Below are 14,559 nucleotides of genomic sequence, written 5' to 3' on the forward strand. Positions count from 1 at the left end.
CCTTCGTGGCCTATTCGTCAACGATTTTCTGTAAAATTTTAACTAAATGAGGCGAAACAACCATAAATCCCATTTAAGAAACTATACGAAAGACCGCACTTATTTTATTAATTCGTGTTTACGAAGACAAAACAAAAAGAGCAGAAAGCTCCTATGGTAGGAATCTATCTGCTCTTTATGATTTATTCACTATTCTATTCAGCTTTATCTTCACCAGAAGCTTCGACTGCAGCTGGTTCAGCAGCATCTTCATCGGTTGTTTCTTGAGCAGCTGGAGGCGCAATTCGGACAATCAAAGTGTCCTCAGGCGTCAATACTTCCCAGCCTTCATGCTTCGGAAGATCAGACACCAGCAATTGATCACCAATATCTAGTCCACTGATATCCACCTCAAAGGATGCCGTTAATTTATCTGGAAGTGTGCGAATATCCAGCTCATGCAATTCAATTTGCTGCACGCCGCCACTCTTCACACCTACTGGATCACCTGTAAAGTGGAATGCCACTTTTGTATCCAATTTAGCCTTCATATCAATTTGTTGAAAATCAATATGCAGCAGTTGTTTGGATACTGGCTGGCGCTGGATTTCTTGGATGACAACGTTCTTTTTACCCGAGTCTGGTAATTCCAAGGTTAATACTGCCCGAGGGTTATTAGCCAAAATCCCGGTAATTGTCTTAGCATCCGCTGTAAAGGACTGGCTATCTGAACCTGCACCGTACACGACTACCGGTACAAAGCCTTTTCTGCGCTGTGAAGAAGTCGAGCCGGATCTTTCTGTCAAACGTACTGTTGTATTCACGATGATTCCTCCTAAGTAGGGATTTTATACTAGACCGATTAGATATGTACGTCTAACCTAACCACTCTCTATTACCCCATTAACCTGGCTTCGAAACCCTTTAAGACTTTTTGTGCTCAGGCAAAAATAAGGTCAAATTGTATTATTATACAATTCAACTTTAATTATTCAAGACTTAGGAGCGAATCGTCATTATATCTTTGACAGCTATCAGACCAAATGACAAGCTACAAAGTGGTTATTGCCAGCATCCCGGAATTCCGGGATTTCAGATCTGCAAACCTCTTGAGCATAGGGACACCGGGTATGGAATTTACAGCCAGAAGGAGGGTTCACCGGACTTGGAATATCCCCCTTAAGGACAATTCTTTCCCTTTTCAGCTTGGGAATAGGTATTGGAACAGCTGATAGCAATGCCTTGGTATACGGGTGAAGCGGATTCTTAAATAATTCATCTCTAGAAGCCGTCTCCATCATAGATCCCAGATACATAACACCGATTCTTGAACATAAATGCTCAACCACACTCAAATCATGGGAGATAAACAAATAGGTGAGCCCACGGTTCTGCTGCAGCTTACTAAATAAATTAATAATCTGTGCTTGGATGGACACATCCAAGGCCGAGACTGGCTCGTCTGCAATGATTAGCTCAGGATTCAGCACAAGCGCACGCGCGATTCCGATCCGTTGTCGCTGTCCTCCTGAGAATTCATGCGGAAAGCGATCAATATGATAAGAGGATAAACCACATGCCTCAAGCGCCTCAAGCACCCGATCACGAACCTCTGATTTTGAGCATAAGCTATGATCCAGTAAAGCTTCTCCGATAGCATCCCCTATGCGGACCCGAGGGTTAAGTGAGCTATACGGGTCTTGAAAGATTAGCTGCATTTGGGGTCTGATATTTCGTAATTCAGTGGGAGACAAAGAATGAATGTCTATCCCTTTGAATTTGATCTCGCCTGCCGTTTTATCCGTTAGCCGTAAAATCGTCCGTCCGACTGTACTCTTCCCGCTCCCGGATTCTCCTACAAGCCCAAACGTCTCCCCTGGCTGAAGCGTGATGCTAATATCATCAACGGCTTTTACATGCCCAACCGTGCGGTTAAGCAATCCCTTGGTAACAGGGAAATATTTCTTCAGATGATTGACCTCAAGCAATGCCTCAGGCATGAACAACCGCCTCCTCATACAACCAGCAAGCTACCTTTTGTCTGCTGGCCACTTCTTTAAGCTGGGGCTGCTGGCTGACACATACAGGCATGCAATGCTCACAGCGGTCATGAAAATAGCAAGAAGGTACCAGCTCAAGCGGATTTGGTACTTGGCCTGGTATGGAATACAGCTCATCCTGCCGCTGATTGATAACTGGCTTCGATTTGAGCAGCCCTTTCGTATAAGGGTGTTTGGGATTGTTGAACAATTCAACAACCTCCCCCTCCTCCACAATCTTTCCGGAGTACATAACAATCACGTAATCGGCCATCTCTGCGACTACACCCAGATCATGGGTGATTAATAGAATAGACATGCCGGAGTTGTCTTTAATTTCACGAAGCATATCCAGAATTTGTGCTTGAATCGTTACATCCAGCGCCGTTGTCGGTTCATCTGCAATCAATAGCTTTGGACTGCAGGCGATAGCAATAGCGATCATTATCCGCTGCAGCATCCCTCCACTTAATTCATGTGGATAACTATCAGCAATTTGCTCAGGTCGTGATATGCCAACCTGTTTTATTAGTTCAATCGCCCGGATACGCGCCTGCTTCTTATTCATCTTCAAATGCACGATCAACGGCTCCATAATTTGTTCACCGATCTTGATTACAGGATTAAGAGAGGACATGGGCTCCTGGAAGATCATCGCGATCTCGTTGCCACGGATGGCTCGCAGTGTGTTTTTGTCCATTTGCAACAAATCTTCACCCTGAAAATCAATTTTGCCATGGGTTACCTTGCCCCCTGGCTCTTCAACAAGACCCATGATGGACATCGCAGTTACACTTTTGCCGCAGCCCGATTCTCCGACGATACAGACCGTCTCTCCTTCACGGACACGGAAGCTTACATCATCAACGGCTTTCACTTTTCCTTCTTCCGTGAAGAAGTATGTACTTAGACCGTCTATATTCATTAAATCACTCATGTGAGGGTCACCTACCTCTTCTGTTTAGGATCAAGTACGTCCCGGAGTCCGTCACCAAAAATATTGATCGCGATTACTGTCGCGAAGATGGATAGCCCAGGCGGAATCCACAGCCACGGCCGATCCTTGAAGTCGATCATATTATTCGCTGCGTCAATCATATTGCCCCAGGTTGGCGTTGGCGGCATAACACCTAGCCCAAAAAAGCTAAGAACCGATTCACTCAGAATAGCACCACCGATGTTGAGCGTTGCCATAACGATCAGCAGCGGGATAATGTTCGGCAGCAAATGGTTAAATAATTTACGGCGATCCCGAAGGCCTAATACTACAGCTGCTTGCATAAACTCACGTTCTCGCAGACTAAGCATTTGCCCCCGTACCATACGCGCCATACCTGGCCAGCTCACAATGCTGAGCATAAGCATAACGATATACATCCGGTAGTCCGTTGGAATCTTCCACTCCGATAATAATGCTCCAAAAATAAAAAGCAGCGGCAAACTCGGAACCGTCAATAGAAGATCCGCAATCCGCATTATGATTTGATCGGCGATTCCGCGGTAATACCCAGCTATGGCTCCCAAAAGGGCCCCGATAAACACCGAAAGAACCATTGATGCCAGTCCTACGGTTAGTGAAATGCGTCCTGCCTGCATCACCCGGGTCAAAATATCTCTGCCCAGCGCGTCAGTGCCAAGCCAATGCTTCATATTAGGGGCCTTGTTCATCAGTGCCATATTAATTTTGTTATCCGTATAGGGAGAGAACAGAGGACCAAGAAAACAAAGCGCAAACATAAAGATCACTACCACAAACCCGGATACCGCCAGCTTGTTCTTCAGCAACCTCCGAAGGGATTGCCGGAATAAAGAGGATTTTCCTTTGGTGGTCTGTGGTTTCGAGATACCCGCTACATTACTTTGAACTGCCACGTCAGCTTCCTCCTCTCTATAGCCGAACTCTAGGATCGGCAATCCGGTACAAAACATCCGAAAGCAACGTTCCTATGACGGTAAGTATGGCAATAAACATCGTAAAGCCCATCAGCAAAGGATAATCCCTAAGTCCGAAGGACTGCATATACAGTTGGCCAATCCCAGGCCAATTGAATATTTTTTCAATAATAAGTGATCCGCCAAATAGTGCTGGAAGCTCGAAACCAACCAGTGTAATTGCGGGCAGCAAGGCATTACGTAAGGCGTGTGTAAATAGCACCTTTCGTTCTTTTAAGCCTTTAGCACGGGCGGTGCGGATATAATCCTGTTTTAAGACATCGATCATATTACTGCGGAAATAACGGGTGAGTGAGCCCAATCCAAGGAGGGTCATAACAACAACCGGAAGGGTCATATGCGTTACAATCTCCTTAAAATACGCCAGACCCGTAGCATTACTGCCCGTAGTGATTATTCCACCCGGAGGCAGCCACTTCAGATCGACGGCCAGAATTTTGATCAGGAATAAGCCTATAAAAAATGACGGCAGCGACATTGCTGCGAATATAGCGATCATCACGAGTGTATCGAACCAGGAATATTGCTTATAAGCTGAAATCACACCAATAATAACTGCAATCACCCACGTCAGAAACGTGGAAACGGCAGCCAGTAAAAAGGAATTCCAAATATAATCATTAAAAAGCTGCAGCACAGGCTTTTGTTGGGCTAAGGAATACCCGAAATCGCCATGCAGCGCATTCTTCATCCAGATTCCATAGCGCTCAAGCATCGGCTTGTTTAAGCCGTAAATCTCACGCAGCTCAGCTTTACGTTCTGCAGTCAATTTGATATTTCCGGTTATGAAGTCTCCGGGAGTTGAAGCATACAGGCAGAAGATCAATAATGATGCCGCAAATAAGATGATGACCATGTACAACAGTCTTTTCGATAAATAAGCGCTCATGACAGACTCCTTATGATTCGTCCCCTGTCCTTGAATCCAGTCAGGGCAGGGGACACTGGTTTATTTATTTCAGGCTCCAAGTTGGCAGACTGCCAGCAAGACCGATGAACGGGCTGACCGAGAGATTCTCAATACGTCCGTTATAGGCGTATACCGTCTTTTTATAACTTGTGAAAATAATAGGCAGTTCATCATTGAAAAGCTGATACAACTCTTTATATACCGCTTTGCGTGCCTCAATATCAGTAGTGGCCAAGGCTTTGTTGTACAGCTCCAGGAATTTCGGATTGTCATAATCCGTGATTTCTCCATCGAAGAATTGCATGAACCCGTCAGACGGATCAGTCAACATGCTTGTGGAGAAGGATACGAGATCGTAGTCCCCACCTTCTACTTTCGATACCAGTGAGTTAAAGTCTGCGAAAACCTCAGGCTGGAATTCGATACCCAGCGCTTCAAAATTCTCTTTAGCTACAGCGATGAAAATATCTGTGTTTTTACTCTTCGAACCAAGGTAATGGATGGACAGCGGTTTGCCATCTTTTTCACGGATCCCCCCCGCGCCTACCGTCCAGCCAGCTTCATCGAGTAATTGTTTTGCTTTTTCCGGATCATATTTGTAAGGATTAATGCCTTCCTCAGTGTAAGACCAGGAAATCGGCGATGCCGGGATGTTGGCAATTGAGCCTGCACCTTGCGCTGCATCTACATAAATACTCTGACGATCCAGACCGTACACAATGGCTTGACGTACAAGCTTATCCTTGAGCTGTTCATGCTTCAGATTGACTTGCAAATAACCATAGGTACTTGGAGTGTAAGGAATAATATTCACAAAACCGAGCGCTTTCAGCTTCTCGATATTCTCGTCTGTCGCACTAAAAGAAGCGTAGTCTACCTCACCTGTTTCTACGAACTGCCATACATCGCCTTCCGTAGTTTTATAAATGAAATGCTCCGTCTTTGGTTTACCTTTGAAATAATTCTCATTCGCTACAAAACGCACTTCTTGCCCCGGAATAAATTTCTCCAGCTTGTAAGGTCCATCTCCAAGTGGCTTCTCATGCAGCTTCTTGATGTATTCAAGATCTCCAAATTTATAGTCCTTGCCATAGTAAGCTTTCGACAGAACATTCGAGCCGAGCTGTACCAGCGCTGTTGCGTTTGGTTGCTCAAGTGTCACTGAGACCGTCTGTGGATCAATCACTTTTATCCCTTCTATTGCTGTAGCAGAACCATCTTTATAGGCTTTGCCGCCTTTAACATTTAGTGATGGAAGCTGGGAGCTACCGTCATACGATTTGTCGTATTGGATCGTCCAAGTAAAAGCCACGTCATCTGCTGTCAATGGTGAACCGTCGCTGAATTTCAGATCTTTTCTCAAGTGGAACGTGTATGTAAGCTGATCATCCGAAACATCCCAGCTCTCTGCAAGCTCCGGTGTTGGAACGCCTTTATCGTCTACAGTTACGAGAGAAGCGTATAGCAGTGAGGATACATTGCCATCATAACCACTTTGCTGAAAATACGGAGTAAAAGCTCCGCTTGGGTCCGTTAACCCTACGATAATGGTGTCTGTACGTTTCTGTGCAACTGCTGGAAGTTTGGACAAATCGGTTGCGGTAAAAGGCTCGCTTAGCGCACCCGCAGGAACAGTCTCTGCCGGAGTTGTTGCTTCCACATTGGTTGAATTGGACCCTGCAGCCGCGTTGTTACCAGACGAGGATTCGTTATTACTGTTGTTAGCGCAAGCAGAAAGTAACAGTGAACCCGTAAGCAGTAATGAAGTGATTACAATCGCATTTTTTCTCATGTACCTATCTCCCTTTTCTCTCTAATAGAATAATAACTATAATTCCTACCTGTTAAGTATGAATAACTTCTGATGTTCATTATAGAAAGGTTTTCGAGTTCTGTAAAGAGAGAACTTTAAAAAAATTCTCTATAAACAGAATCAAATGAAAATTAAGACAACTAAAAAAAGCCAAAACCCTCTCTGCATAAGAGAATTCTGACTTTTAGATGGTTATATTTTTTTTGTGAAATGATTATTTTAAATACTCAAATAGCTGCTCATTCATCCGATGAATGCCTTCCAGGCGTAGACTATATCCGGTGACATTCTCCCCTTCAATATAGGCATGAAGCAAACCTGCACAACGAAGATTAAAAATATGATCGTGAACAATCCCCTTCGAGATTCCCGCATGCTTAACAATTTCGGTGAATGTTTTGCGACCACCGCTAAGAGCATGGAGAATTTTCAGACGGCTTTTTTCACCCAGACTACGAATGGCTCTATACATAAAAGGTGAAATTTCCTCGTTCTCCATCGAAATCCAGGCCGCATAATGACAGATTGTTAATTCACCATAGCAATAGATGATATTAGCAGGCTGAAAATGATACTGTGGAATTAATACAAGCTTCTTAAACCCATCAGTAGGCATGAAATAGAATCCGTTGGTCGTTTTGTTCACAAAATCAGCAGTTTCCAGTGCATTAAGCTCCATGTTCTTCAAATCCGTATGCTGTTGTAATTTGCTTAGAATCGCAGGATTGCATTGACTAAAGTACTGGCGGTTCCATTCGGAGAGTAAAAATACTACGCGATTACGGTAATCCTCCATATGGCTTGGAAATACCTTTACATATTTTGATAAGGTCTCATATAACTCGCCAACTGTTAACCCTTCAATCCAGTTCAATACACTGTCTACATCATCCTTGAATGGACAACAGTAAATGAGCAGATTCAACATTTTCCATTCATTGTTTAGTTCAGTTTCCTTCAGACGGGATAATAGTTCCTCACTTAGGGTGCTTTCAATTTCAGTAACCCACACTACCCCTAGGTCAATCTTCTTATAGGATTTTTTGCATAGATAAGTATGTAAGCTATTCAACAACTCATAAATCGATCCAAATTCAACCTCAACTTTGTATTCCACAATGATTCCTCCTGCTAGCGGTTCTTTTCAGTAGTGAGATATTCTCTTAATCTTATTGTATTATCCTGAGAATACGCAAGCTACTTTATAAACGGGAGTGTATAAAAATTCATTGACTGCTGCTTGACTACTGTTTGAATGCAGAATTTATTTGCATCTCACTTTGATTTTGAGATTGCGAGAGTCTAAAAGGGAATTGCTACTCATATGCAGCAGGACATTACAGTTCGGCTCCATCGGTGAACACATACCCTCACGAAGTTGCTATCGGGCACAGTGGACCTTATAAGCAGTATTCCCCCCAATTTGGGGTTCTATCGGACTCCATAGGCGCTATTGGCATAGAAATCGCCTAATTTGTGCTTTTTCCTAAGGAATAGTTGCAATGGAGTCCGAAACTTTACTCAAACGGCTAAAAATTTGCAATTAACGTCATCTGAGTCCGAAAGCTCCAGTGGATGATTATGATAACAGGAATTTTGGCCACGCTGAGGTCTCAAGGATTCCCATGAGTCCGGCTGTCCTGGATGTTCCTGCGTCAGAGTGCCGGGAATGTCTGGGCCGGCTTGCGTATCCAGCACACTAGGTTGTCCAGAAATCCAACCCCTTCCACCTTCTCGGCTCGCCAAAAGTCACTCCATCACCTCTGCCTCCTATCCCCATTCCGCAAAGCCAAACTACTTGCAGAACAAACATTACAAAGCAACTGCCTTTAGTAACATGAGCGCATCATTCACAGCAATAATCCTAACTTCCTCGATAAATCCATCTATGGAACGCCATCAAACGTCCAGGGCGAGCAATCAATCTGCTTCGTTCCTCGCTTTTTGCAAATCGTGGTAGTAAAATATAGGCAATAACATTTTAGGAGTGAAGCCATAAGATGCAAATTCAAACTGGAACAGGACGTTTTTTTGTTGCGAATGACGGTAAGGACCTTGCCGAGATCACATACAGTTTGGATAAAGATGCTGGGGAATTGGTCATTGACCACACTCGTGTCTCTGAGGAACTGCGCGGTCAAGGTACCGGTGAAGAACTTGTACGGGCTGTTGTAGATAAGGCTCGAAATGAAAATTTGAAAATTGTTCCTGTGTGCTCCTATGCAGCTCATCAATTTGAGAAGCATCCGGAGTATAAGGACGTGCTGAGCGGGAACACAGGCGAGTGAGACTGATCTCCGTTCCCGTTTCCGTGAAGCTTTATTAACCTATTCGAACTAATACACTTAGTTCAAATACACTTTAGGAGGAAACGGGTTTGACTACTACTGATACTTTGAGAAATATAGAAGAATTACAAGAACGCTGTGAGCAATATGATGGAATTTCACTGAAATTGAATTGGGACATGCTTCGTCAGCCATCAAGCGTAGGAGATACGGAATGGCTCGTGACTTATGAAGATGATTTACTCGTCGGCTTCTTAGGACTTTATGGATTTGGAAGCGATATGGAGGTCTGTGGCATGGTTCGACCAGGCTACCGCCGACGGGGCATCTTCACCTCACTGTGGAACCGAGCGCAAACTATTATCAAACGAGGCAATGTTGATACCCTACTTCTAAACGCTCCTGCTGCCTCATCATCTGGTGTAGCATTCCTTCAAACGCTACCACTAGAGTTTAATCACGCGGAATACCAAATGAAATGGGGCGGAAATTCGGTTGCTTCTTCTGAAGCAAGCTCAGCCACAGGGACTGTGATCTTACGCCCTGCTCGTGAAGACGAAGCCCCAATTCTCGTTGAGCTGGATTGTGGAGGCTTTGACATAAAGACTGAAGATGCTGCCGAACTCTATGACCTGCAGAAACAGGAAGGCCTGCAAGAACATATTATGATCGAAATGGACGGACAACCTGTTGGTAAAATGCGGCTGTGGACCGAAGATAATGAAACCTGGATTTATGGATTTACTGTCAGCAAGAAGCTACGTGGGCTAGGCATTGGACGAAGTGCACTTCTTCAAACGATCGAACGAGAACGTAAAAACTATAATGGAATTAATCTCGAGGTCGCTCTAGATAATCCCAATGCGCTTAAGCTATATGAAAGCTGTGGCTTTATCATTCAGAATAAACAGGATTATTACCGTTATATCGGCTAATCCATAGAATTAAAGCCTCCTGCCTAATGGGCGTTCTCGCCTGTAGAGCAGGAGGCCTTATTTTATTATTAGGAGTAATCACATGAGCCCAAAGCCTCCAACATTAGCTTCGCCTCTATCATTTCTACGGTCGCTACAGTTTAATGAGCCATCAGCGTGCACTTCCTGCTCCAGAAATACAGATAACAATCGAACATAATCCAAAGACTCCTTATACGGGACTGCATTTCCCTTGTAAGAGTATTTACGACCCTCTAGCAAGGAGTAGATTTCCACGGTCTCCGCAGGTTCACCGTAAGCCGCATAACAAAAGACGTTTGTCATATGCAAAAAGCCCGCAATAGTATCCTCATTGCCATTCACCATAAATTTCTGAATGTTCAGGCTTCGACCATTCTGAGTAGAATTCCAAGCTAATTGAGTAATCATCGAAAGCTCCAAGCTCAGCTCCGGGACTGGCACATACCACTGCTCGTATAGCATTACCGGAATTTCCAGTAAATGATTGGTCGAAACGATACGCATTAGTTCATCCGCTATACTCGTCTTGATATCCCAATATTGCAGTAATGAAGGAAAAGCATCCCCCCTAGGTGGCCAACGACGCTCTAACAGAAATTGTATCGGTGTCTCCCTTCGAACTTCAGGCAGCAAACTATAAAAGTCGTTAAGTGTATGCCCTACAGCATATTGAACCTGCTGGCGCCAGCGTGGGAGCCCGGTCGCTAGAGCTCCGCTTGATAAATTCTCGGCCCCTCCAAGCATAATGTGCTCCACTCGATAATCATGCAGTCGTTTATATGGAGGCGTATGTAAATTCACTTGTTTCTTCATCCAACTTCCCGCTGGCCCGCCCATCCTATGATGCCACCATACAAGCTTCGATAAATTGACGACCGAATTGACGGCAAGCTTCTTTTTCAGCAGCGTTCGGGCCATATTCAATCTTAAGACTATCCTGTAATATCACAGCTCCACGTTCCTTTAACTTCTCCACGAATAAGTCCACGGCTCCACAATAAATCGCGTAACCTGTGTCTCCACTGCCAAAAACTGCTGATTTCATAGCGGTCAAATCAAGCTCATCCATCTCCTCATAGAAATCAAGAGCTTCATCAGGCAGCTCACCATCTCCCCAAGTGTATGCTCCTAACAGAACGCCTTCATATGAATTTATCTCAACCGCGTTACATTCAGTGACCGATTTCAAAACGGCTTCACCGCCTGCTTGGCGTATTCCCTCTACAATCAATTCAGCCATTTCCTCAGTGTTTCCAGTTAGACTGGCGTATGCCACTAGCACTTTAGTCATCTTTCTGTTCCTCCCATTACTAAACATAAAATTTAAATGATGTGTGCTTCACCCTCATTCTATTTGATAATGATTATCATTGTCAAATGAATAAAATAAAAAAAACGCAAACTCCCGTTTATTCACACGGTTGATGTTTGCGTTCAATCCCTTTTTTGTTCAAAATTATTTAGTATGCTCCTTCGAGCAAGGTAATGTGATTACCATCTGGATCGCGGAAATTCATTTCTTTCCCGCCATACGCCATCGTAACCGGTGGCTGACAATCCAGTCCCTTAGCCTTTAACTGCTCGTACGTCTCATCGAGATTATCACAGCTGAATACTAAATTAACAAAGCCAGTCGTGAGCTTTTCCCATTTCGTCTCATCCCAAATGATGATTCCAGGCTGCTTCTTGTCGAATCCAATCTTTGCGCCATCAAAATTGCCGTAGCCTTCGAACGGAATTGGAATCCCTAGCACCTCCGAATAAAATGCAGCCAACGCAGCAGTATCCTTAGTGTAGATGTTAGTACCTTCAAAAGACGAAATCATAATTTGTCCCCTTTCATTCTCATCATCATAGTGCCCATTTCTTACTTGAGTTTAACAAGGCTAGCACCCTTTGTATTGCAAAATTGCGACATTTATCTGCCCGCATAGACTAAAGCCTCAAGTGGTGTTCTTCCTGCATATTTCTTGAAACTGTTTATAAAATGAGGCTGGTGGCTGAATCCATACGTAAAAATAAGATCCTGCATATTCTTCGTCTGCACAGGCAGTTGATACATTTCCCGCCATACATTCTGAAATCGCACAAGGTCAGCTGTTTTTTTAGGTGATACACCTATGTATTCTTGAAAAAGTCTTTCGAGTTGGCGTCGGCTTAGATTAGAGCTGGTTTCCAAATCCTCAGCTGTTACCACACCCTTTTGTTTAATTAGGGTATAAATTGCATTCATCATCCGATCATTAGTCCGTCCACCACGCTCAAGACGCTGAAAAAGATAAGCCTCAGCTGCCACTATCCTATCATTCATAGAATTTGCTTGTTCCAGCAGAAGTCCTAGCTCTTTTTTAAAAGCACAAAAGTATTGGTCCACATCTACAAATGCATTCAGGACATCCCGGAGATGGTCATCTGCAAAAAAATGAACGGCCCAGAAATGAAATCGGATACCAAAGGTTGAGATCATACCTTCCCCTCTGTCTGAAGGGACTTCAAAAGGAGCATCATTGATGCCGGAAAAAACGGTAGTTGTTAAGCCTGTCGATTCATTCAGATTCCAAATAATGTCCATGCATGTATCTGGAATAATTGTTTCCATTCGAGGTTCGTAACCAGATGCCTTGTCCACTACGTGAACGGATGCCTCTGTAGGAATACGCGGTGTGACAGAGCCCCAGAAACAGCGAATATATGGCTGCAAAGCTTGACTGGGTAGAAATTCACTAGTTTGTACTGGATTTGCAGTTATCGGGAAATATAGAGGCGCGAGATTGAACATAAGCTGCTATTCTCCGATCATAAATATTGTAAAGACTCTGATATCTGATCATACACAATCATTGCTTGATCTGCCAGAATAATAGCTGTGAGCATGGAAATATTATACACATAATCTTCATTGGATAAAATAAGTAGAGTGTTGAGCTTGTGCGTATTTTGTTTGTAGCTATATGGTGAAATGATGTACAATAAAGGCTAAATGAATTTTTGAAGGATGGATTAAAAAATGTATATAGCTAGCGACTGGAAAGACTATGAAGTAATTGACACTGGCGGTGGAGAGAAGCTTGAACGTTGGGGTGACATTATCCTGCGCCGTCCGGATCCACAAATTATTTGGCCACTCTCCAATGAGACAGCGAAATGGCGTGATGTACACGGTCATTATCACCGTTCCTCAGCGGGTGGTGGACAATGGGAAATGAAGAAAACAATTCCGGATGATTGGAAAATTAGTTACGGAAAATTAAAATTCCATTTACGTCCTACAAATTTTAAGCATACAGGGTTATTTCCTGAACAAGCGGCCAACTGGAGCTGGATGATGGACAAGATTTCGGCTGCTAACCGTCCGATCTCTGTACTGAATCTATTTGCTTACACTGGTGGAGCTACTGTAGCCGCAGCAAGTGCCGGCGCTTCTGTTGTTCACGTGGATGCAGCCAAAGGAATGGTGCAATGGGCCAAAGAAAATGTCCAGCTGTCCGGCCTGGGTGATCGTCCAGTTCGCTACATCACGGATGACGTATTCAAATTCGTACAACGTGAACAACGTCGTGGTAGTAAGTATGATGCGATTATAATGGACCCGCCTTCCTATGGAAGAGGACCTGGCGGAGAAATGTGGAAGCTGGAATCCAGCTTATATCCTTTCCTTGAGAGCTGTATGCAAATTATGAGCGACAAACCTTTGTTTATGCTAATCAATTCATACACCACTGGGATTTCTCCAACTGTCCTACGTAATATGTTGTCGATGACCATGGGTAAACGTTATGGTGGGAAGCTCACCTCCGGTGAAATCGGTCTTCCGATCACTTCCTCCGGCATGAACCTGCCATGCGGTATTCTGGGACGCTGGGAGGCGTAAGCCATGACACAGCATTTATCTGGCAGCAACGAGCCGCTGGACGGAATGTCGAAGCGCTTTGAAGTGTTATACGAAGATAATCATCTTCTAGGCATAGTGAAGCCCGTGAATATTCCTGTTCAGGAGGATGCTACTGGAGATCCTGATCTGCTCAACCTGCTCAAAGAAGATGTGAAGGAACGCTTTAACAAGCCTGGCAACGTCTATATGGGGCTAGTCCACCGCCTGGATCGTCCGGTTGGGGGTGCAATGATCTTTGCCAAGACATCAAAAGCAGCCTCAAGACTATCCGAGTGTGTCAGAACTCACAGCTTTCATAAGGTGTACTTAACGGTCGTGCACGGTAAACCACCAGCATCTCATGGCCGTCTTACCGATACGCTGCTTAAAGACGCCAAGAGCAATACCGTCACTGTAGTCCGGAAAGGAACACCCGGCGGTAAGGAAGCCATTCTGGATTACACAGTACTTGGCAGCGCTGAGGGTTACAGCCTGCTCAAGATCGATTTACTTACCGGTCGTTCACATCAAATTCGAGTGCAGCTTAGCTCCATCGGCTGCCCCTTATACGGTGATCAGAAGTATGGGGCTTCGGTGAACAGACCTGGACAGCAAATTGCACTGTGGTCTGCACTTGTAGGCTTTCCCCACCCAGTTACTAAAGAAGAAGTAGAACTTATTTCCCTGCCTCCGCAAACCCATCCATGGGATTTATGGTCCAAGGAATTACAAAAGAAGGCTATCCGTTAA

Annotated in this window: 15 protein-coding genes; 4 read left to right on the plus strand and 11 right to left on the minus strand. The window is 44.3% G+C overall.

The window, feature by feature from the left end:
• Nucleotides 1-194 precede the first annotated feature (194 nt).
• The 7 genes from NST34_RS21825 to NST34_RS21855 form a co-directional block, all read right to left on the minus strand.
• Complete coding sequence (locus tag NST34_RS21825; protein ID WP_341128768.1) at nt 195-803, minus strand: 50S ribosomal protein L25; 609 nt, start codon at nt 801-803, stop codon at nt 195-197.
• Nucleotides 804-1,013: 210 nt separating this feature from the next.
• Nucleotides 1,014-1,979 carry an ABC transporter ATP-binding protein gene (locus tag NST34_RS21830; protein WP_341128769.1) on the minus strand — a complete coding sequence of 322 codons (966 nt, stop codon included), beginning with the start codon at nt 1,977-1,979 and terminating at the stop codon, nt 1,014-1,016.
• Complete coding sequence (locus tag NST34_RS21835) at nt 1,972-2,955, minus strand: ABC transporter ATP-binding protein (RefSeq protein WP_042190016.1); 984 nt, start codon at nt 2,953-2,955, stop codon at nt 1,972-1,974. Before NST34_RS21835 ends, NST34_RS21830 begins: the two co-directional genes overlap by 8 nt.
• A gap of 11 nt (nt 2,956-2,966) precedes the next feature.
• On the minus strand, nt 2,967-3,890 hold the full coding sequence (gene opp4C, locus NST34_RS21840) for an oligopeptide ABC transporter permease (protein ID WP_339242614.1): 924 nt from the start codon (nt 3,888-3,890) through the stop codon (nt 2,967-2,969).
• A gap of 16 nt (nt 3,891-3,906) precedes the next feature.
• Nucleotides 3,907-4,860, minus strand: a complete 954-nt coding sequence (locus tag NST34_RS21845) for an ABC transporter permease (protein WP_339242616.1) — start codon at nt 4,858-4,860, stop codon at nt 3,907-3,909.
• Nucleotides 4,861-4,924: 64 nt separating this feature from the next.
• Nucleotides 4,925-6,673 (minus strand): ABC transporter substrate-binding protein, encoded by a 1,749-nt coding sequence (locus NST34_RS21850; RefSeq protein WP_341128770.1) that lies wholly within the window; start codon nt 6,671-6,673, stop codon nt 4,925-4,927.
• Nucleotides 6,674-6,908: 235 nt separating this feature from the next.
• Nucleotides 6,909-7,811 carry an ArsR/SmtB family transcription factor gene (locus tag NST34_RS21855; protein ID WP_341128771.1) on the minus strand — a complete coding sequence of 301 codons (903 nt, stop codon included), beginning with the start codon at nt 7,809-7,811 and terminating at the stop codon, nt 6,909-6,911.
• A gap of 883 nt (nt 7,812-8,694) precedes the next feature.
• Here NST34_RS21855 and NST34_RS21860 point away from each other — a divergent pair.
• Both NST34_RS21860 and NST34_RS21865 read left to right on the plus strand, forming a co-directional pair.
• Nucleotides 8,695-8,982, plus strand: coding sequence for a GNAT family N-acetyltransferase (locus NST34_RS21860; RefSeq protein WP_340971471.1), 288 nt, complete (start codon nt 8,695-8,697; stop codon nt 8,980-8,982).
• An 89-nt stretch (nt 8,983-9,071) separates the two neighbouring features.
• Nucleotides 9,072-9,917, plus strand: a complete 846-nt coding sequence (locus NST34_RS21865) for a GNAT family N-acetyltransferase (RefSeq protein WP_076284608.1) — start codon at nt 9,072-9,074, stop codon at nt 9,915-9,917.
• 78 nt (nt 9,918-9,995) lie between these two features.
• On the opposite strand, the gene NST34_RS21870 is transcribed toward NST34_RS21865, so the two are convergent.
• The 4 genes from NST34_RS21870 to NST34_RS21885 all read right to left on the minus strand — a co-directional run bounded on the left by NST34_RS21870 (nt 9,996) and on the right by NST34_RS21885 (nt 12,717).
• Nucleotides 9,996-10,751, minus strand: a complete 756-nt coding sequence (locus tag NST34_RS21870) for a hypothetical protein (protein WP_341128772.1) — start codon at nt 10,749-10,751, stop codon at nt 9,996-9,998.
• Between the two features lie 25 nt (nt 10,752-10,776).
• Nucleotides 10,777-11,229 carry a flavodoxin gene (locus NST34_RS21875; protein ID WP_042190032.1) on the minus strand — a complete coding sequence of 151 codons (453 nt, stop codon included), beginning with the start codon at nt 11,227-11,229 and terminating at the stop codon, nt 10,777-10,779.
• Between the two features lie 169 nt (nt 11,230-11,398).
• The gene (locus tag NST34_RS21880; protein ID WP_042190035.1) at nt 11,399-11,764 is read right to left on the minus strand and encodes a VOC family protein; all 366 of its coding nucleotides are present in this window, start codon (nt 11,762-11,764) and stop codon (nt 11,399-11,401) included.
• A 92-nt stretch (nt 11,765-11,856) separates the two neighbouring features.
• Nucleotides 11,857-12,717 carry a helix-turn-helix domain-containing protein gene (locus NST34_RS21885; RefSeq protein ID WP_341128773.1) on the minus strand — a complete coding sequence of 287 codons (861 nt, stop codon included), beginning with the start codon at nt 12,715-12,717 and terminating at the stop codon, nt 11,857-11,859.
• Nucleotides 12,718-12,945: 228 nt separating this feature from the next.
• Between NST34_RS21885 and NST34_RS21890 the strand changes: the two genes are divergently transcribed.
• Both NST34_RS21890 and NST34_RS21895 read left to right on the plus strand, forming a co-directional pair.
• The gene (locus NST34_RS21890) at nt 12,946-13,809 is read left to right on the plus strand and encodes a class I SAM-dependent methyltransferase (protein ID WP_341128774.1); all 864 of its coding nucleotides are present in this window, start codon (nt 12,946-12,948) and stop codon (nt 13,807-13,809) included.
• Nucleotides 13,810-13,812: 3 nt separating this feature from the next.
• Nucleotides 13,813-14,559: an RluA family pseudouridine synthase gene (locus NST34_RS21895; protein ID WP_231573316.1), complete on the plus strand. Its 747-nt coding sequence runs from the start codon at nt 13,813-13,815 to the stop codon at nt 14,557-14,559.

It is taken from the genome of Paenibacillus sp. FSL H7-0714 (assembly GCF_038003765.1).
In the GTDB taxonomy this organism is placed as follows: Bacteria; Bacillota; Bacilli; order Paenibacillales; family Paenibacillaceae; genus Paenibacillus_AQ.